Annotated in this window: 15 protein-coding genes; 8 read left to right on the forward strand and 7 right to left on the reverse strand. The window is 77.6% G+C overall.

Features of this window, described 5'->3' with window-relative positions:
* The first annotated feature begins 33 nt into the window (after positions 1-33).
* Positions 34-1,758, forward strand: a complete 1,725-nt coding sequence (locus ACI8AC_RS09930; RefSeq protein ID WP_456897592.1) for an alpha/beta hydrolase — start codon at positions 34-36, stop codon at positions 1,756-1,758.
* 520 nt (positions 1,759-2,278) lie between these two features.
* Here ACI8AC_RS09930 and ACI8AC_RS09935 read toward each other — a convergent pair.
* Positions 2,279-3,481 (reverse strand): alpha/beta hydrolase family protein, encoded by a 1,203-nt coding sequence (locus ACI8AC_RS09935; protein ID WP_456897593.1) that lies wholly within the window; start codon positions 3,479-3,481, stop codon positions 2,279-2,281.
* 478 nt (positions 3,482-3,959) lie between these two features.
* A complete protein-coding gene (locus ACI8AC_RS09940; RefSeq protein WP_456897594.1) occupies positions 3,960-4,907 on the reverse strand; it encodes an AfsR/SARP family transcriptional regulator in 948 nt (315 codons plus the stop codon).
* 316 nt (positions 4,908-5,223) lie between these two features.
* Here ACI8AC_RS09940 and ACI8AC_RS09945 point away from each other — a divergent pair, with 316 nt between their 5' ends.
* On the forward strand, positions 5,224-7,017 hold the full coding sequence (locus ACI8AC_RS09945) for an FAD-dependent monooxygenase (protein ID WP_456897595.1): 1,794 nt from the start codon (positions 5,224-5,226) through the stop codon (positions 7,015-7,017).
* A gap of 347 nt (positions 7,018-7,364) precedes the next feature.
* Here the strand turns inward: ACI8AC_RS09945 and ACI8AC_RS09950 are convergent, their stop codons facing one another.
* Positions 7,365-7,862, reverse strand: a complete 498-nt coding sequence (locus tag ACI8AC_RS09950; RefSeq protein WP_456897596.1) for a hypothetical protein — start codon at positions 7,860-7,862, stop codon at positions 7,365-7,367.
* A gap of 596 nt (positions 7,863-8,458) precedes the next feature.
* Between ACI8AC_RS09950 and ACI8AC_RS09955 the strand changes: the two genes are divergently transcribed.
* From ACI8AC_RS09955 to ACI8AC_RS09965, 3 genes are all read left to right on the forward strand, one after another.
* Positions 8,459-8,698 (forward strand): hypothetical protein, encoded by a 240-nt coding sequence (locus ACI8AC_RS09955; RefSeq protein WP_456897597.1) that lies wholly within the window; start codon positions 8,459-8,461, stop codon positions 8,696-8,698.
* Between the two features lie 170 nt (positions 8,699-8,868).
* A complete protein-coding gene (locus ACI8AC_RS09960) occupies positions 8,869-11,934 on the forward strand; it encodes a BTAD domain-containing putative transcriptional regulator (protein ID WP_456897598.1) in 3,066 nt (1,021 codons plus the stop codon).
* A gap of 74 nt (positions 11,935-12,008) precedes the next feature.
* Entirely contained in the window at positions 12,009-12,575 is a 567-nt protein-coding gene (locus ACI8AC_RS09965; protein ID WP_456897599.1) for an RNA polymerase sigma factor, read from the forward strand.
* Between the two features lie 99 nt (positions 12,576-12,674).
* Here the strand turns inward: ACI8AC_RS09965 and ACI8AC_RS09970 are convergent, their stop codons facing one another.
* On the reverse strand, positions 12,675-13,994 hold the full coding sequence (locus ACI8AC_RS09970; protein WP_456897600.1) for a Dyp-type peroxidase: 1,320 nt from the start codon (positions 13,992-13,994) through the stop codon (positions 12,675-12,677).
* Between the two features lie 19 nt (positions 13,995-14,013).
* On the reverse strand, positions 14,014-14,463 hold the full coding sequence (locus ACI8AC_RS09975; protein ID WP_456897601.1) for a hypothetical protein: 450 nt from the start codon (positions 14,461-14,463) through the stop codon (positions 14,014-14,016).
* Between the two features lie 244 nt (positions 14,464-14,707).
* On the opposite strand from ACI8AC_RS09975, the gene ACI8AC_RS09980 reads away from it, so the two are divergent.
* A complete protein-coding gene (locus ACI8AC_RS09980) occupies positions 14,708-15,463 on the forward strand; it encodes an AfsR/SARP family transcriptional regulator (protein ID WP_456897602.1) in 756 nt (251 codons plus the stop codon).
* Between the two features lie 182 nt (positions 15,464-15,645).
* Complete coding sequence (locus tag ACI8AC_RS09985) at positions 15,646-16,446, forward strand: AfsR/SARP family transcriptional regulator (protein ID WP_456897603.1); 801 nt, start codon at positions 15,646-15,648, stop codon at positions 16,444-16,446.
* A gap of 262 nt (positions 16,447-16,708) precedes the next feature.
* Here ACI8AC_RS09985 and ACI8AC_RS09990 read toward each other — a convergent pair whose 3' ends face one another.
* Together ACI8AC_RS09990 and ACI8AC_RS09995 are read right to left on the reverse strand one after the other, a co-directional pair.
* Entirely contained in the window at positions 16,709-17,536 is an 828-nt protein-coding gene (locus tag ACI8AC_RS09990; protein ID WP_456897604.1) for an MOSC domain-containing protein, read from the reverse strand.
* 107 nt (positions 17,537-17,643) lie between these two features.
* Positions 17,644-18,243, reverse strand: a complete 600-nt coding sequence (locus tag ACI8AC_RS09995; protein WP_456897605.1) for a TetR/AcrR family transcriptional regulator — start codon at positions 18,241-18,243, stop codon at positions 17,644-17,646.
* Positions 18,244-18,266: 23 nt separating this feature from the next.
* Here ACI8AC_RS09995 and ACI8AC_RS10000 point away from each other — a divergent pair, with 23 nt between their 5' ends.
* Positions 18,267-19,490 (forward strand): MFS transporter, encoded by a 1,224-nt coding sequence (locus ACI8AC_RS10000; protein ID WP_456897606.1) that lies wholly within the window; start codon positions 18,267-18,269, stop codon positions 19,488-19,490.
* Positions 19,491-19,498: the final 8 nt, after the last annotated feature.

The following is a 19,498-nucleotide window of genomic DNA, read 5'->3' on the forward strand; positions in this document are numbered from 1 at the left end:
CTAGCGTCGGCGCTCCCGCGAGCGGAGCGCCCCATGGACACCGAACCCGCCACCCGGACGCCGGACGCCGGCCCGGAGGCCCCCACCCGGCCGCCGTCGGCCGAGGCCGTGCCGCGACCCCGGCGCCGGTGGACCCGGTGGCTGCCGCGGTACCCGTGGAGCGGCACCGTGGGGGCGCTCGTGCTCGGCTGCGCCTCCCTCACGCCCTCGCTGCTGCCCCGGGGCTGGCTGCTCCAGGGGCTGATCGCCGGGATCACCGCCGCGGTCGGCTACGGGGTGGGCGTCGCGATCGCCTGGTTCGTCGCCGAGGTCGCCGACCGGCGGCTGTCCGCCGCCGCCCGCCGCCGCGCCTGGCAGGCGGTGGCCGTCGGCGGTCCGGTGCTCGTCGTGGTGGCGCTGTGGCTCGGGGTGGGCTGGCAGCGCGACATCCACCGGCTGATGGGGCTCGACCCGCCGGAGGGGTGGTCCGCCGCGGGCATCGTCGTCGTCGCGGTGCTGGTCTTCGCGGGTCTGGTCGCCGCCGGCCGCGGCGTCCGGTGGACGGGCCGGTGGCTGGTCCGGGCGCTGGGGCGGGTGCTCCCCGGCCGGATCGCGCGACCGCTGGGCGTGGTCCTGGCCGGCGCGCTGGTGGTCGTCCTGGTCGACGGCGTCCTCTTCCGGGGGCTGGTCGAGACCGCCAACTCGGCATTCGGCGTCCGCGACGACGGCACCGAGGCGGGTGCGGTGCAGCCCACCGTCCCCGAGCGGTCCGGCGGCCCCGGCTCCCTGGTGGCCTGGGACTCGCTGGGCCTGCAGGGCCGCAACTTCGCCGGCACCGGCCCCACACCGGAGGAGCTGGCCGCGTTCTCCGGCCGCCCGGCGCTCCAGCCGGTCCGCGCCTACGCAGGGCTGGCCACCGCCGAGGACGTCGCCGACCGGGCGGCGATCGCCGTCCGCGACCTGCAGCGGGCCGGCGGCCTCGACCGGGCCGCGCTGGCCGTGGTCACGACCACCGGGACCGGCTGGGTGGACCCGGCGGCCAGCAGCGCGCTGGAGCACGTCTTCAACGGCGACACCGCCATGGTGGCGATGCAGTACTCCTACCTGCCCAGCTGGCTGTCCTTCCTCGTCGACCAGGCGAAGGCGCGCGACGCCGGCCGGGCGCTGTTCGACGCCGTCTACGGCGCGTGGGCGCAGCTGCCGCCGGAGGACCGGCCGCGGTTGTTCGTCCTCGGCGAGAGCCTGGGGACCTACGGCGGGGAGGCCGCCTTCAGCGGCCTGGCCGACATCGCCAACCGCACCGACGGCGTGGTGTGGGCCGGCCCGCCGAACTCCAACGAGCTGTGGCGGGAGCTCGTGGCCGACCGGGACGCCGGCACGCCGGAGTGGCTCCCGGTGTACGACGGGGGCCGGACGGTCCGCTTCGCCGACGAGGCACCCGACCTGGCCGGGCCGCCGGCCCCGTGGGGCGAGCCCCGGGTCGCCTACCTGCAGAACGCCTCCGACCCGATCGTGTGGTGGTCACCGCGGCTGCTGCTGAGCCGGCCCGACTGGTTGGAGGGGGAGCGGGGGCCGGACGTCTCGCCCGACATGGTCTGGCTGCCCTTCGTCACCTTCTGGCAGGTGACCGCCGACCTCGTCTTCTCGGTCGACGTGCCGGACGGGCACGGCCACCGCTACGAGGCCGACTACGCCGACGCGTGGGCGGAGGTGGCGCAGCCGCCGGGCTGGACCGACGCGGACACCCAGCGGCTGCGGCAGCTGGTCGGCCGGGGCTGACCCCGGTCGTCGGCTCCCGCTCGACGTCCGTGCGGCGCACGAGGTCGCCGTCGAAGGCGTACACGTGCCGGACGTCGGCGACGTCGAGGAGGGTGCCGGTGCGGTCGCGGACCACCTGCTGCACGGCGACCTCCACGGTCCCGTCGTCCCGCGGCGAGACCGCGGTCGGCCGGACGGAGGGGTGGATCTCGGCCCACTGGCCCTCCCGGTAGCGCCGCACGGCGTCGTGCCCGACGACCCGCCCGCCGTGCCAGCCGTCGGGCCGGTCGACGTCGGGTGCCATGGCCGCCGGCACCGTGTCGAGGTCGCGCGCGTCGGACGCGGCGTAGAGGGAGCGCAGCAGGGGCTCGCGGTCGGCGGTCGTGGTCGGCGGCTCCTCCGGGACGACGTCGCGGGGACGCCACCGGGTCCGGGTGCCCGCGCCGGCGGATCCGGCGACGGTCCCGGGCGCGATGGCCGGTGTCGCCCCGCCTGGGCGCGATCGGCCCGCCGGAGCCCCCAGCCGCGTCCGGGCGCCGGCTCACGCGGCCACATGTGCCTCCAGCCAGTCGAAGACGCGCTCGCCGCGAAGCCCCGTCGCCGCCGGTTCGCAGTGCGAGTCCGCCCCCTCGGCCGCGGTGAAGGGCAGCAGCGTGACGGGGCAGGTGAGCGCGGCGGCCATGCGCGCGGACTGCCCGGGCCAGAACTGCTCGTGCTCGGGATCGGTGATGAGCACGGGGCAGGCGATCGCGGCCAGCTGCTCCTCGGTCAGCGCGTACCCGCGGGCGGCGGTGAAGAAGTCGAAGGGGGAGGTCACCCCGTAGGGCCGCATCCGCCACCGCAGCACGGAGCGGGTCGCCGGGGAGACCTTCAGCGCCCAGGACATGTCCGCGTCGAACTTCTGCCGGTCCCCGGCGTCCAGCAGCCGGACGAGGAAGTGCGGGAGCTGCTGGAGCATGGTGGTCGAGACGTCCACGACGCCGGGATCGATGACAGCAGCCGTGATGCGGTGCTCGAAGGCCGCGGCGCGGGGGACCCAGTACCCGCCCTGGCTGACCCCCATGACCGCGATCCGGGACGGGTCGACGTCCGGTCGCTTCGTCAGGTGGTCGATCACGGGCGTGAGGACGTGCTCCCAGTCCGGGCGGAAGGGGAGGCCCTGTCGCAGCAGCGCGGCGTTCTGCCCGGGGCCGTCGTAGGTCATCGCGTTCCAGCCGCGGGCGAGGGCGTCGGCGATCCCCCGGGACCAGGCGCCGACGACGGAGCCGTCGCTGCCGTTGGTGTACACCAGCGTCCGCCGGGGGTCGGTGGCCGGCCCACGGCGGAAGAAGTACCCGGGCAGGGCGGTGCCCTCGTAGGGGATCTGGATGCGCTCCACCGTGACCTCGCCGGAGGCCGTGCTCAGGTCGACGAAGCGGTCCCAGGCGTCGCGGTGCCGCTCCCACAGCGCGGTGAAACCGCCGGTGGCGTCGGCCTTGTCCGATGCCTCGGAGTAGTAGCTCGACGCACGTAGCCAGCGCGCCGCGGCGGTCCGCGCGTGGCCGGCGTCCTCGGCCGCTCGCGCCTCGCCGGCGACGCGGTCGGCGGTGGCCGTCCACTGCTCGACCCACGCTGTCGCGGAGCCGTTCGGTATCCGGTCGACGGTCGTCAACACCTCGCCGACGTCAGCCGCGCGGGAGTAGGCGCTGCCGAGGACGTTCTCGACCGCGAACTGGAAGTCGTCGTCCTCGAAGAAAGCGTGCACGTGGATCTCCGCTCTCGGGAGGCGGCGTCCCCCGCCTGCTGGCTCGACCCTCCCGGCAGCCGCTCCAACCGCGCTCCAACGGTGCGCGACCGGACGGTGGCCACTCGTGGAGCCCGCGTGGAGGAGCCGCGACGAGGGGCCTCCCGACGGGCGCGCGAACCGGGTGTCCCCGGGCCGGTGCTCCACGCGGACCCGTTCCCTCGGGTCGTCCTCCGTGGGCAGGGGGAGCGGCCCGACCGGGTGCACGGGCTCGCCGTCGACCGCGATCGGTTCCCGGCTGCCGGCCGACGCCGAGGCGGGGCCGGGACGACGGCGGAGAGCACAGACCCGGCGTCCCGGGTCACGGTCGGGTCGACGAACCAGACGCCACCCGGGAACCGGTCGGCCAGCGAACGCGCCACCTCGGCGGCCAGCCGGGTCCTGCCGCCCCCGGCCGCGCCCACCGACGTGGTCAGGGCGGCCCGGGGGACCACGTGCGTCAGCTCCTCCAGCTCGGTCTCCCGGCCCACGAGCGCGGACACCCGGCGGGGAGGTGCACCTCGCCCGGGACACCGCCCGTCGACCGGTCCCCGGTCGCGGGACCGGCCCGGAGGGCAGCTGCGTCGACGGCCGGGACGACGGGCGCGGGTGTGGGGCCGGCCAGGGTGGGGTCCTCCGCGAGGATGCGGCCGTGCAGCTCCCGCAGCTCGGCACCCGGCTCGAGCCCGAGCTCGTCGAGGAGCAGGGCGCGGACCTCGTGGTAGCTGCGCAGGGCCTCCTGCGCCCGGCCCAGGCGGTGCTGCGCCAGCATGCGCAGGGCCCAGAGCCGCTCGCGCAGCGGGGTCTCCACCAGGCCGGGGCCGAGGGCGAGCACCGCCCGCTCCGGCGAGCCGGCGGAGATCAGAGCCTCCGCGAGCAGTTCGCGCAGCTGGTCCCGGACCTCGGTCGACCGGGCTACCGCGGCGACGGCCCACGGCTCGTCGGCGAAGCGGCCGTAGGGCCGGCCCCGCCACAGCCCCAGCGCCTGCTCGGCGCGCCGGCAGGCCTCGGCCGCCCGGCCGGCGGACAGCAGGCCGCGCGCCTCCTCGGCCAGGGCGCCGAACCGCGCCGAGTCGACGGCGGCGGTGCCGGTGACGAGCCGGTAGCCGCCGGGGTCGTGGCGGAGGACGGTCGACGGTGAGCCGCGCGGCCGCCCCGGTTCCAGGGCCCTGCGCAGCCGCCAGACGTGCGAGTCGAGGGTCGACGGCGACCGCGCTGCGGACTCCGCACCCCACATCGCGTCCGACAGGGAGTCGACGCCGACGTGCCGGCCGGCGTTGACCAGCAGCAGGGACAGCGCGGCGGCGAGCCGGGTGCCTCCCAGGCCGACCGGGGTACCGGCGCGTTCGACCTCCAGCGGCCCGAGATCGCGGAAGTGCAGCGCGTCTGCGGGGATGTCGGGCAGCACGGCACCTCCTGACGAGCCGTCCCGGTGCCGCAGGGGCGGGGAGCCCCCGCACCTCGGTGACGTGGGCGCCGGGCGCCCGGCACCGGTCGTCCCGGTGCGTCGTCGGACCACTGCGTACCGCATCTCGCCGTACCGCGGTAGGTCCCCGGGCGCCGCGGTCTGCAGATGCGGTACGGCACCGGTCCGGGAAGTCGCGGACGGCCGACTCCCCCGGGTGTGCCTCCGGTCAGCCGACCCAGGTGGTGAGCGCGCCAGGTCGACCTGGCACGGCCGGGCATCGGCGGTGGCGCCGGGCAGCGGGCGGCCCAGGCAGACGATGAGCTCCGGACGCCCCGCTCCGGCGCGCGGCCGGCGCTTGGAGCCGGGTTGGAGCGGTCGGCGCGACGGTGGGGCACCGGCTGCACGGCGGGTGCGGCGGGACGAACGGATCTCCGCCCGGCTCGTGGAGCGGGGGCGGAGCGGGGAGGGGCGGAGCATGGGCACCACGGACGACGTGCTGGTGGTCGGGGCCGGGCCGGTGGGCCTGACGGCGGCTTGCCAGCTGGCCCGGCTCGGCATCGCGGTGCGGGTCGTCGAGGCCCTCGAGCGGCCGGCCACCGAGTCACGGGCCGTGGGCGTGCATGCCCGCAGCATGGAGATGCTCGCGGCGTTGGGCGTGCTGGGCCGGTTGGAGGCCCGCGGCCGGCAGATCGCCGCTGTCGAGGTGGTCAGCGGGCAGACGGGGAGCACGCGGGCCCGCCTCGAGCTCACCAGGACCTCCAGCCGGCACCCCTACGTGCTGGACGTGGCGCAGCCCGACACCGAGGAGGTCCTGGCCGAGCGCGCCGACGAGCTGGGGGTCCCCGTCGAGCGCGGCGTACGGCTGACCGACCTCGTGCAGGACGCCGACGGTGTCGGGGTCACCCTCCGCTCCCACGGCGGGGAACGGACCGCACGGGTGGGATGGGTCGTCGCCGCCGACGGCGGGCACAGCACCACCCGCCACCTCCTCGGCACGCGCCTCGAGGGCGACTTCCACGGCCAGCACTTCGCGATGGCCGACGTCGACGTCGACACGCCGCTGCCCCCGGACGCCATCCGGATGTTCACCCATCCCGACGGCCTGGGGCTCCTGTTCCCGCTGGCCGGGGACCGTGCCCGGATCATGTTCTCCGTCGAGGCACCCGCCCCCGGCGCGGGTGCGCCCACCCTGGACCGGATCCAGGCCCTGGCCGACGCGCGCATGGGCGGGAGGGTCCGGGTCCGGGCCCCCCGCTGGCTGACCTATTTCGAGGTCCACCACGCGCAGGTCGCCCGCTACCGGCACGGCCGGGTCCTCCTCGCCGGCGACGCGGCGCACGTGCACAGCCCGGCAGGAGCGCAGGGGATGAACACCGGCATCCAGGACGCGGCCAACCTGGCGTGGAAGCTCGCCCTGGTCGCCCGGGGCCGGGCGGACGCGGCGCTGCTGGACAGCTACCACGACGAGCGGCACCCCGTGGGCGCCGAGGTGGTGCGCGCCACCACGGTGCTGACCGACGTCGGGACCGCCTCCGGCCCCGGCGCCGCGGTCCGGGACCTCGCCCTGTTCGTCGTCGGCCACGTCCACAGGCTCGAGCACGCCGTCGCCACGACGATGGCCGAGTTGACCGTCCGTTACCGCGACAGCCCGCTGTCGGTGCAGCACGCCCGTACCCGCCGCGGCGCACGGGCCGGGGACCACGCGCCGGACCCCGTGGGACTGCTCCGCCCCGACGGGACCCCGGTGGCCGTCGAGGAGCTGCTGGCCCGTCCTGGCCTGGCGCTGCTGGCCCGCACCGGCGATGCCGATGTCGCCGGGGAACTGCGCCACGCGCTCGGGGATCTCGGCACGGTGGTCCGCGTCGCCGGCAGTGCCGCAGCCGCCACCGAGGAGGGGGAGTGGGTCGTGGACCCCGACGACGTCCTCGGCCGGGCCTACGGGCTGGGCCCCGAGGGGCTCGCGCTGATCCGCCCCGACGGCTACCTCGGACTCGTGGCGGATCCGGCCGACCCCGGGGTCGTGCGCGACTACCTCACCGATGCCCTGCGCATCGCGCTGCGCCCGGCGGGCACCGGCAGCCCGGCCGAGCGGGCGGCCGCCACCGGCTGACCGCGGGGCGGGGGCGGGGGCGGGGGCGGACGAACTCCGCCACGACGGCGTCCTCCGGGGCGTACGCCCCCGCGGAGGTGCCGGGTGCCGAGCCTCCGAGCACGCCGCGGCACGGCGCCCGGTCGCCGTGCGGCCACGTCACCAGCCTCGATCACCCGGCCCGCCGCAGCGCCGCGCCCGGCCTCGGCGCACGGGAGGACGCGGTCGTCCGACGTGGCGAGCTGCACGACAGCGAGGCCACCGTCCGCGAGCCGGGACGCGTGCTGTTCGGTGACCGTCGGTCCCGGGCCGACGACGACGTCCACGGGTACCCCTGCGGCGGCGGCGCAGCTGCGCTCGCCGGGCGCTCATCGGCGGATCTCCACGAGCAGCACCCACACCGTCGCGAGTCCTCCGAGGAAGGCCTCGACGACCGCGGGCGCCACCCAGTACAGGCCACCGCCGGCCCCGGCGACCAGGCTGACACCGGCGAGCACCAGGAAGGCCCCGATCGTCAGGCTGGGGACCAGGCGGAGCAGCAGCCAGCTGACCCGCGGTTCGAGCTCCCCCCGACGACCCGGCCGGTTGATCGCCAGCAGGCCCACGCCCGTCCCCAGACCGGCGACGACCAGCTCGATCCCCAGCACCGTCCTCGGCTGGTCCGGGACGAGGAGCAGCGTGCCGACCGCCAGCGGGAGGGTGAACAGCACCATCGTGCTGAGGCTGCGTCCGACCAGCGCGTCGACCGCCCGGATCTGGTCGATGTTGATCGACACGGCGACGACCAGCAGTCCGGTCAGGGCGGCCGAGGCGCCGACCGTCGCCACGGAGAAGTCCGACCAGGGCTCGGTGAGGTAGCCGCTCATGCCCGCGCACTCTGCCGCGAGGCGACCGGCGGCGGGCGACCGACCGATGCCCGGCCGGGCAGCAGGCCGCCGGCGCGCGGTCCGGTCCGGACCTCCCGCGCCGAGGGCGCCGTCGGCGTCCGCCGGCCGGTGCGGTCCACGGCGTATCACCGGGCCCCGACGCCTCCTCCGTCGTGCACCACCACTCTGCCCCCGCCGGGCGGTCCGGGGAGGTGGGCGACCGCGATCCCGACGAGAGGCCCCGGAGGCGGGCAGTGGACGCGCAGGAGCAGGCGCCGCCGTCGCCGTTGCAGCGCGCCCTGGATGCGGCGTGCGAGCCGGGCCGTCGCGACGGGCGTCTGGCGGTCGAGGTCGAGCCGGTCGGGAGCCGACCGGGCTGGGCTGCTGGCACGGGTCGGGTCCCGACGACCTCGCCCGGCTGGTCCGGGGCGCCGGAGCGGGGACCGCGCCCGCCGGGGTCCGGCTCAACGCCCCCTCTGGTACGCGCACGGCTTCCGCGAGGGCCTGGCGAGCGCCCGCGCCGGGCGGGGTCGCCTCCGGCGCGACGACACGTCCGAGGTCCCTCGGGCAGCACACCGGTGAACAGGAGAGGCACCATGGCGACCACCAGGAACCCCGAGACGACGCCCGCGCGCACCGGCGGCGACCGCCGTCCGGTCCGCCCGGCGATCCCCGCCCCGCGCCGCCCGGCCGAGGACGACCGGGCGCCGTCCACCGGAGAACGCGTGCCCTACCCCCCGGCCCGCTACGCCCTCGACCGGCTGGCGGCCCTCCGGCGTCCCGCGGCGGACGGCGACCCGGACGGCGACCCGGGCGGCGACCGGGGCGGCGGCTGAGCACCGGGCCGCCGCTCGCCACCGGGCGGCGGCGGCCGGTGACGCGACCAGCGACCAGCGGCCGGCGCCGACGCCCGACCGCCGCCGGGGCGGGTGGGCGACCGGGTACCGGGTCGCGCGGGCGAGGAAAGGACTCCGCCGCACGGTCCGCGGGCCACTACCCTCCGCGCATGAGCCGGGCGCTCCGGTACGAACCACCCCTCCCCGGCCGTGACCTCGTCCTCAGGCCGCGGCTCCTCGCCCCTCTGCACTCCCGCTTCGCGCGGCCGCTCACGGCCGTCGTGGCACCCGCCGGCTTCGGGAAGACGACGCTGCTGGCCCAGGCCGTCGAGGAGAACGCGCTCTCGCCCCTGGGCGAGGACCGCTGGCTCACCTGCCAGCCCGACGACGGGGTGCTCTCCTTCCTCACGTCGGGAGCCCTCGCCGCCCTCGGGACCGCGGCGCCGGTCCCGGAGACCCCGCGGGCCGCCGCCGTCGCCGTGGCCGAGGTCATGTGGCGTGCCGCGCCCCGCCACCTGGCCCTGGTGCTGGACGACGCCCACCTGGTCGATGCCGCCTCACCCGGGGGGCGCTTCCTCGCGGCGCTCGTCGAGGAACTGCCCCGCAACGGTCACCTGCTCGTCGCCGCCCGCCCACCGCTGCCCCTGCTCTCCCCCCGGCTGCTGGCCAACGGGGACGCCGTCGTCCTCTCCGAGGCGGACCTGCAGTTCCGCGACGAGGAGGTGTCCGCCTTCGCCGGGTCCCGGGCCGTGGCCCCCGAGCTGCTGAGCGGGGTGGGTGGCTGGCCGGCCCTGGCCGAGCTGACCGCGACCGCGGGGCCGTCCGCGGTCACCGGGTACGTCTGGGAGGAACTGCTCGAGCGCCTGCCCGCGGACCGGCTGCACGCCCTCGCCCTGCTCGTGGCCATCGGCGGTGCGGACGAGGGCATCGCCGCCGCGGTCCTGGGGCGGGAGGTCCGGCTCGCCGACCTGCTCGACGGCCTGCCGCTGGTGGTGCGGGGGTCGTCCGGGTGGTGGTCCCTGCACGCGCTCTGGGCCGGGGTGCTCGACGGACGCCTGAGCGCCGGGCAGGTCGCCCGGGCGCGGCGCACCGCCGGCACCGTGCTGGCCCGGCGGCGCCGCTACCACGACGCCATGCACCTGCTGGTCGACGCCTGCGCCTGGGACTGCGTCCGCGATCTCGCCGTCGAGGTCTGCGAGGTCGGGACGCCGCTGGTGCCGCCGGACGTGCTCGAGGTGTGGCTGCGCCGGCTGCCGCCCGAGGTCCGTGACAGCGCCGAGGGCCTCCTGCTGGCCGCGATGGTGGCCGAGCCGAGCAGCCCGGAGGCGGCCGAGCTGCTGCTCGAGCGGGCCTCCGCGGCGGCACCGCACGGCTCCCCGGTGGCCTTTGCCTGCCTCAACGGCCTGGTGGAGGTGGCGTTCCGGCGCGCCGACCGGCGGCGGATGACGGTGTTCGTCGAGCGGCTGGCCGAGCAGGCCGCCTCCGGCTCCGACCGGGCGGCCGGGTGGGTCGCCCTGTTCCGGGCGCTGCTGGCCCGGGACCCCGGGGAGGTGCGGGCCCAGCTGGCCGCCCCCGGTCTGCTGGCCGGTGCGCCGCTGAGCCCGGTGCAGGACTGGCTCCGGGCGCACCTCCTGCTGCTCGCCCTCGGCGAGCCGGCCGAGGCCGAGGCGATCGCCCGCCGGGCGATGGCCTCCGCCGGGTCGAACCTCGCCGTGCTGTTCCGGTGCCAGGTGGTCGAGTCGCTCCGGCTCCGCGGGCGGCTCGAGGAGGCCGCGCAGCTGCTCCCGGAGCTGCTGGCCGGCCTCTCCCCGGGGAAGGTGCTCACCTCGCCCGAGCTCGTCACCTGCGCGGTCGTCCTGCTCGACCTCCTCGGCCGGGACGCCGAGGCCGAGGCCGTGCTGCTGCGCCACCGGTCGGTCGTCGCCGCGTCCTCGGTCGCCTGGGCGCCGGTCGCCGGGGCGGTCGCGGAGGCCTTCCACCGCGCGTCGCGTGGCGAGGACGAGGGGGCGGCGGCGGCCCTGCGGGGGGTGCTCCACCTGGGGCTGGCGCGGAACCCGGCGGTCCTGCAGGTGTCCTCGGCGGCCCTGCCCCTCCTCTACGTGCTCCTCCCCGAGGTCCGGGCACGCTGGGACGCCGACCCACCGGCCGGCTGCTTCGCGGAGGTCCACCGCGTGACCCGTGCGCTCGTGGCGCTGCGGGAGCACGGGTCCGCCGGCGAGGCCGGCCGCCTGCCGCCCGGTACCGGGCGTCTCGCCCGTGCCCTGCTGCCCGCGCCCTGGGCGGCGGATCTCTCGCTAGGGCTCCTCGCCACCGGCGAGGACGAGGGACGTGCGCTGGTGGAGGAGCTCGGCTCCCGGGCGCGGGACACCCTGCGGGTGCGGGGTGCCGGCGGCACCGGGCCGGTCGCGGTCACTGCCCGGCGGCTGCTCCGGGAGCTGCCCGCCGTGCCGCACCACCGGCTCGGGCTCCGCGTCCTGGGGCCCATGGAGCTGCGCCGGGACGGCGAGGTGGTCGCCGCCCCGCAGCTGCGCAGGGAACGCGTGCGCCGGCTGCTGGGCTACCTGCTCACCCACGACCGGCCCACGCGCGCCGCGGTGGCGGCCGACCTGTGGCCCGACCTGGACCCGGCGGCCGCCGCCCGCAACCTCCGCGTCACCCTCGCCTACCTGCTCGCCGCCCTCGAGCCCGACCGGCGGGAGCAGGACCCGCCGTACTTCGTCCGCAGCACCGGGCCGGTGCTGCGCCTGGTGGTCGACGGGCCGCTGGAGGTCGACTCGGTGACCTTCGACCGGCTCCTGGACGACGCCGCCCGCCTCGAGCGGCAGGGGGCGCTGTCGGCCGCGCTCACCGGCTACCGGCGGGCGGTGGACCTCTGGCGGACGGACTACCTCCCCGACGTCGACGGCGGCGAGTGGCTGGAGTGGGAGCGCGACCGGCTGCGCGGCCGGTTCGTGGCCGCGTCCGTCCGTGCCGGGGAGCTGCTCCTCGCCCGCGGCGGCGCCGCGCCGGCCCGGGCCCTGGCCGAGCGGGCGCTGGGCGTCGACCGCTGGGCGGAAGGCGCCTACCAGCTCCTGGTCACCGCGCTCCTGGAGACCGGCGACCTCGTCTCCGCACGGCGGTGGCTGGGGCGCTGCACGCGGGCGCTCGACGAGCTCGGCGTCCCCCCGCACCCGCGGACCGTCGCGTTGGCGCGGCGGCTGGACGGGCCGCGGCCGGGCCGGGCCGGGGCCGGCTGACGTCCGGCTAGCGCCCTCCTCGCACGCTCCGCCTCGACGGCGGCACCGGCGCCGCCGTGAGGAGAGGAGGGGCCATGGAGCCCGCGCTGGTCACCGCACTGGTCCGCCGCGCCGCCGACGGGGACGGCTCGGCCTGGGACGCGATCGTCGCCGAGTACGCCGGGATGGTGCGGTCGGTGGCCCGGGGCTTCGGGCTGACCGATGCCCAGGCGTCCGACGTGGTGCAGACGACCTGGTTGCGGCTGGTCGAGCACCTGGCCGGCATCCGGGACCCGCAGCGCCTGGCCGGATGGCTCCGGACGACGGCGCGGCGGGCGTCCCTGGCGGTCCTCCGCGACGCCCACCGCGAGCAGCCGGTGCCGCCTCCGGACCGCTCCGAGGTCGTCGACGAGGCGGGGCCCGAGGTGTCGGCCGTGCGCCGGGACCAGGAGGTCCTGCTCCGCCGGGCGGTCGCCACGCTCCCGCCCCGGCACCGGCAGCTGCTGGGCCTGCTCACCGCCTCCCCGCCGGCCAGCTACGAGGAGATCAGCGCCGGGCTCGGCATGCCGGTCGGGAGCATCGGGCCGACGAGGGCCAGGGTCCTCACCCGGCTGCGGGCGGAGCTGGCGACCGCCGGCCTGCACGACCTGTCCCTCAACTGACCCGTCCCCCGACCGGGGCGGCCCTGCAACCGGGGGCCCTGGACCGACCGGGCCCGGCCCGCCCCGGCGCTGGGCCGGGCTCGGTCAGCGGGCGGCCGGTCAGAGCGCGGCGAGGTGGCGGATCGCGGTGGTGCTCGGCACGAAGCAGTAGGCGCCGCCGCGCGTCGTGACCAGCCGGGGGAGGTCGGTGAGCACCGTGCGCCCGCCGGGGGTGGGCACGGTCAGCGAGCCCCCGGCCTCGGTGCCCAGGAACGGGTCCTGCGTCCGCCCGAGTCCGGGGGCGAACGTCCCGTCGTGCGCCCACTCGCGCATGAGGAACTCGAACTGGTCGCGCAGGCTGGCCCCGAGGAAGAGGCCGAGGACGCCGCGCTCGTGCCCGTCCCGTGGCCGGGCCGGGTCGTAGGGCGGGCCGTAGGTCAGACCACGCCGCACGATCCGGTGCTGGTGCCCTCCACCGCCGGCCACGCGCGAGCTGCGCGGGTTCATCCGCCGGATGTGCGACCCGACGGGGCACCGCTCGCCGCGTGCGTCGTCGAGGTAGTCGAAGTCGTTGCGGCGTTCCGGCGGCACCGGCGGCTCGGGGGAGCCGGTGTCGGGGGAGAGCACCAGCGGGGTGCCGTCGGGCCAGCGGCCGCACAGCTTGGCGACGACGAGCTCCGGTGACATGCCGGTCCGCGCGGACTGCGCGGCCACCAGCTCCCGGAAGGCGTCGACGTCCTGGGCGAGCACCCGGAACGCCGCGAAGCTGCCGTTGCGGCCGAGCGCCTGGGGTTCGGGCACCGGGTAGCTGAAGTCGCGGAACTGGCTGGGGTGGCCGAGCAGGAACGCCCCGGCCGGCGCCACCGGCAGCCGGTCGGGCGGGCCCGGCGGTGGAGCCGACGCGATGGCGGGCTGGGAGATCCCGTCGACGTACCCGAAGTGGTCGACCCGGTCGCCGAGGAGGGCGGCGTCCAGGCGCTCGAGCTCCGTCAGGCCCGGCGCGGTTCCCTCCAGGAGGGCGTCCGTGGTGCGTCCCACCGCCTCCGGGGACTGCCCGAACAGCGAGACGACGACGTGCAGCCCCGGGTCGGTGAACGCCGGCAGCCAGTGCCGCGGCGCGCTGGGGCCGACGTCGCCCACGTGGTCCGCGCGGGCCGCGGCGCCCGCGAGGAACTCCTCGGGGAAGCCGGCGAGGGAGTGCTCGGGGACGCCGAGGGCGCGCAGCCCCGCGGCGGTCACCGACACGTTCACGCAGCAGTCCGGCTTCTCCTCCCAGGGGGTGCCGGTGGTGACCCGGGGACGGCCGGCGTCCCCGTCGACGAGCGATCCGAGCAGCGCCCGGCCCGCGGCGGCGGCGTCCACCCGCAGCAGCAGGTGGCGGGCGTGCGGCATCGTGTAGCCGCGGACCACGAGGCCCTGCACGTCGGCGAGGTCGAGCACCGGTGCGCCGCGGGCCGGATCAGCTGCCGGCGTCGGCGGCGAGGAGGTCGAGGACGGTGCGCCGCGGGTAGGCGCTGTAGAAGGGCGGCAGGCAGCGCAGGTCGTTGCGCTGCACGTAGTCCAGGAACTCCGCCCGGTGGCGCGCGACCGGCAGCGGTGGTGCGCCGTCCATGTGCTGCAGGAGGTCGTCGAAGACCTCCCCGATGTGGTCGACGAACTCGTTGATGTAGACCGCGAAGTCGCCGTCGTAGGTCGTGATCACGGCGAGCCGCGTCTCGTCCAGGAAGACGAACCGGGCGAAGTGCACGGTGGCGATCGCGTCCAGGGCGGTGGTGACCGGGTTCTGCTCCCGCGGCAGCGACTGCAGCTTCTCGAGCTTCTCCTGGAGCACCCGGCGGTCGTCGGGCGAGCGCACGGTCATGACCAGGGTGAGCGGGTTCTGCACCGGATCGTCGGCGGTGGCTGTCATCCCGGCTCCTCGTCTCGTGTCCTGCGGTCCGGTCGTCTCGTGTCCTGCGGTCCGGTCGTCTCGTGTCCTGCGGTCCGGTCGTCTCGTGTCCTGCGGTCCGGTGCGGACCGGCACGCTGCTCCGACCCTGCGGGCGGCCCGTCACCGCGGCGTCACGACCCCGTCACCGCCGACCGGGTGTATCAGGGGTCCTTCCGTGCGTCTCTGCTCGTCGACGTCGCCGCTCGCGGACGGGGGGCAGCACCATGGACCGGATCGCCTGCACCGCACCCGGGGGCCGGATGCGGCTGACGCTGCTCGGCGGGTTCACCCTCCGGGCCGGCGGGGTCGCGGGACGGCCCGCCGACGGCGAGCTGCCCCGGGCGGTGCAGCGCCTGGTGGCCCAGCTCGGTCTGGCCGGCCCGACGGACCGCACGGTCGTGGCCGGCCGGCTCTGGCCCGACGTCTGCGAGGAGCGGGCGCACGCGAGCCTCCGCTCGGCGCTGTGGCGGCTGCGCCGGTCCGCGCCCGGGATCGTCGCCCCGTCGGGTGGCGCCCTGTCCCTCGCTCCCGGCGTCCGCGTCGACGTCCGCGACCTCCAGGCTTGGGCCGAGCGGGTGCGGGACCCGCGGAGCGGGACCGCTGGGACGGCGCTGCCGGACCCGTCGCTCCTGGGCGACCTGCTGCCCGGCTGGTACGACGACTGGGTGCTGCTGGAACGCGACCGCCTCCTGCAGGTGCGCCTGCACGCGCTCGAGGCCGCGGCGGAGCGGATGATCTCCGCCGGCCGCGCCGGCGAGGCGCTGCAGGCCGCGCACCTGGCGATCCGCGCCGAGCCGCTGCGGGAGAGCGCGCACCGCACCGTGGTGCGGGCTCACCTGGCCGAGGGCAACCTGGCCGAGGCCCTGCGGGCCCACGCGGCCTTCCGGGACCTGCTGCGCCGGGAGCTCGGCGTCCCCCCGACGGAGCAGATGACCCGCCTGGTGCAGGACATCGCCCGGCCGCACCGCCTGGCCTCCTGAAACCCCGCCGACCGGCCGTCCGGCCGGACGCGCCGGTCCACGCCGGGCGGGTCGCGCTCGCCCGCCACCGGGCGCCGGCAGGGTCCAACGTCCATTGACACCCGCTTCGGCGTGTCGGAACGATTCCGTCCTGTCACCACGTGGCGCCGGGGCCCGCTGGACGGCCCCGAGAGGGGGTCGCCATGAACGCTTCCACCGCACGCGTCTCCCTGCTCGACGGCTTCCGCGTGTCCGTCGACGCCGCGTCCGCCGGGACGGCGGTGGGCCGCCTGCCGCACGGCGTCCAGCGGCTCATCGCCCACCTGGTCCTGTGCGGGCGCCCGGCGCGGGAGGCGATCGCCGGCGAGCTGTGGCCGGACGTCTCCGAGGCGCACGCGCACGGCAGCCTGCGGTCGGCCCTGTGGCGCGTCCAGCGGGCGGTGCCGGGCCTGGTCGTCGTGTCCGGAGGGGCGGTGGCGCTCGCGGAGGGCGTGCGCGTGGACGTCCGAGAACTCGTCTCCTGGGCGCACTCCGTGCTCGCCCCCGGAACCCGGGCCGGGGTCCTCGACGCCCCCGTGACCGCGTCGGCCGGGGAGCTCCTGCCGGGCTGGTACGACGACTGGGTGCTGCTCGAGCGCGAGCGGCTGCGCCAGCTGCGCATGCACGCCCTCGAGGCGCTCGCGGACAAGCTCGTCCTCGCCGGCCGGCACGGCCAGGCGGTGCAGGCGGCCTGCGCGGCGATCCGGGACGAGCCGCTGCGGGAGAGCGCGCACCGTGCACTCGTGCGGGCGCACCTCGCCGAGGGGAACCCCGCGGAGGCCCTGCGCGCCTACGGCGCCTTCCGCGACCTGCTCGTCCGGGAGCTCGGCGTGCTGCCCACCCGCCGGATGGAGGACCTGGTGGCCCAGGCGCGGGGGCTCCGCGGCGGCGAACGGATCGTGCTGAGCTCCTCGGGACCGGCTCCCGCGTGCCCACCACCACGCCTCGGGGTGCCGGCGAACTGACCGCGCCGGGCGGAGGACCCGGGACCGTGGTGATCCGGGACCAGGCAGCGCCGTCGCCGCTGCAGCGCGCTCTCGACGCGGCGTGCGAACCGGGCCGTTCCGACGGGCGCCTCGTGCGGCGTCCCGCTGCGGGCGGCGACCCGGGCCGCGCCTGAGCACCGGGCCGCCGCTCGCCACCGGGCGGCGGCGGCCGGTGATGCGACCAGCGGCCACCGCCGACGCCCGGCCGGCGTGCCGGCGGGTCCGTGCCGGGCCGGGCCGGTCAGGAGGCGACGGTCGCCGCGGCGGATATCGGTTCGACGCGGTCGCCGACCCCGATCGGCCCCGGTTCCTCGACGGTGGCGTACACGCCGAGGACGACCGCGCCGCCGTCGGGCAGGTGGGCGACCGGGGTGGTGAGGTCCCCGGTCCGCTCGCCGCGGGAGCGCGCGACGGCCTTGAGGGTGCTGAAGTCCACGAGGCCGGTGTCGGGGTTCTCGTTGGTCACCACGCAGCGGGGGACCGGGCCGACCACCCGCACCGTGGCCCCGCCCAGCCGGACCCGCCGGCCCACCCAGGTGTCCTCCTCGTGCGGGTCGCACCCGTCCACCTCGACGAGCATCCGGAAGCGCCGGTGGTCCAGCCGCTCGCCGCCGGGCGTGACCTCCCGCAGGTGCTCGAGGGTGGCCGTGGAGACGAGCGTCACCGGGTGCACGTCGACCGCGTCGCCGGGGGTGTCGGCGGCGACCAGGTGCACCGGCTCGCCGACGAACTCGGTGAGGGCGGCCGACCACGGGCCCTCCACCAGGTGGCCGGCCACGGGGCGCCCGTAGAAGTCGGTGGTGACCGGCTGGCCCAGCTCGGTCGTCGTCCCCTCGACGGGGCCGCGCCCGGGGATGTCCAGGGACAGCCGCTGCCGCCCGCCGTCCCACCGGGCGGTGATCGTGACCAGCGGCCCGTGCTGCTTGCCGTTGACCAGCCGGTGCCGGGCGTCGACGAGGTGGAAGCGCCGGTTGTCCTCGACGCCGTTGCGGGTGAGCCTCAGGCTGGTCGGGGAGTGCAGGGCGGTGCCCTTGACGGGGGTCACGGAGAAGCGGGAGACGGCAGGCATGGGCTCGCATCCGGTCGGGCGCTGGTCCGACCGAGGGTAGGCAGCCGGGGGGCGCCGCGCGCACGGGCCCCCCGGTCCGGCCGGGAGCCGCACGCGGCGCCCCCGGGTCAGCGGTCGCCGAGCCGGGTGGTGAGCAGCGCCTGCGCCGCGGCGCGGGCCCGGCCGAGGGGCTCGGGGCCGGCCGACCCCGGGACGGCCGCGTTCCGCGCCAGGCCGGCGAGGGCGCCGTCGTAGAGCAGCAGCAGGTCCGCGGCCAGGTCCTCCGGCCGGGGCGCGCCGGCGTCCCGGGCGAGGGCCGAGAGCCGCCCGGTGAGCAGCGCCGTGTCGGCCGCCACCCACTGCCGGCCGGGGTGGGCGGCCGGCAGCTCCGTGGCGGCGGCCAGGAAGCCGCACCCCCGGTGGCTGCCCGACCGCTCCCGGAACCGCGTGAGCGCGTCGAACACCGACAGGAGGCGCTCGCGGGTGTCGTCGCGCTCGGCGAGCACCTCGTCCCACACCGCGCGCCACTGCTGGTGACGCTGCTCCAGGTAGGCGGCCACGAGCGCGTCCTTGCCGGCGAAGTGGGCGTACATGGTGGCGGGGGAGACGCCGGCCCGCCGGAGGACGGCGTCCACCCCGGTCGCGGCGATGCCCGACTCGTAGAACAGCTCGGCGGCGGCCGAGATCAGGCGCTCGCGCGCCGGCGGTGTCGCGGGGGTCGGGACCACGGCCTACTGTAACGCTCGTTATGATGAAACGATCGTTACAGTCGTCGGCCCGACCGGTCTCCGGGCGACCGGCGGTGCTCGTCGGTGCCGGGCTCGCCGTCATCGCGGTCACCTACGGGCTCGCCCGGTACGGGTACGGCCTCTACCTGCCGCAGTTCCGCGCCGAGTTCGGCTTCTCCGCCGGGACGGCGGGCGGGCTCGCGGCCGGGGGCTACCTGGCCTACTGCGCCGCCGCCCTGCTGGCCCCGGTCCTGGTGGCGCGAGGGCGGGCGCGGGTCGCGCTGTGGTCCGCCGGGGGCAGCGCCGCGCTGGGGTCGGTGGTGGTCGCGACCGCGCCCGGCACCGCGGTGCTCGCCGTCGGTGTGCTGGTCGCCGGCAGCGGGGCCGGGGCGGCCACGCCCGCGCTCGTGGCCGTGGTGACCGCCACGGTGCCCCCGGCGACCGAGGCCCGCGCGCAGGGGGTGGTCAACAGCGGCACCGGCGCGGGCGTGGTGGCCGGCGGCCTGCTGGTGCTCGCCGTCCCCGCGGCCTGGCGGGCGGCCTGGCTGGGGTTCGCCGTCCTCGCGCTGCTGGTCACCTGGGCGGCCGACCGGTCCGCTCGGTGGCCGTCGGCGACCGGCGGGCGGTCGCCGCGGGCCGGTCGGCCCTGGGACCGGCTGGGTCGGGCGACGGCCGCCGCCGTCCTCGCCGGCGCCGGGTGCGCCGGGATCTGGACCTTCGGGCGCGACCTGCTGACCGCGGACGGCGGCCTGACCGCCGGGGTCAGCGGTGCGCTGTGGTGCGTCCTGGGCGCGGCGGGGCTGGCCGGTGGCGTCAGCGGCGCCCTGGTCGAGCGGCACGGGGTGCGCCGCGCCTGGTGCGGCAGCCTGCTGGTGGCGGCCGCGGCGACCGCCCTGCTCGCCGTCCGGCCCGGCGTCCCGTGGCTGGCCGCGACCGCCCTGGCTGCCTTCGGCGGGTCCTTCGTCGCGCTCAGCGGTGTGCTGATCGCCTGGGGTGCCCGCTCCCGCCCGGACGGCGCGGCGGGCGCCGCGGCCTTCCTCTTCGTGGGCCTCACCGCCGGCCAGGCGATCGGTGCCCTGGCGCTGGGCGCGCTGGCCGAGGGGACCGGCCTGCCGGCCGCGCTCCTGGTGGCCGCCGGCACGGCGCTGCTCGCCACCGGCCTGGCGGGTCCGGACCCGGCCGCCGCAGCGATCGGGACGGGCGTGCGAGCCCGTGGCGGTCCGGCAGCTGCGGCGACCGGGTCATGAGCGCACCG

This window comes from Geodermatophilus sp. SYSU D00758 (assembly GCF_054049955.1).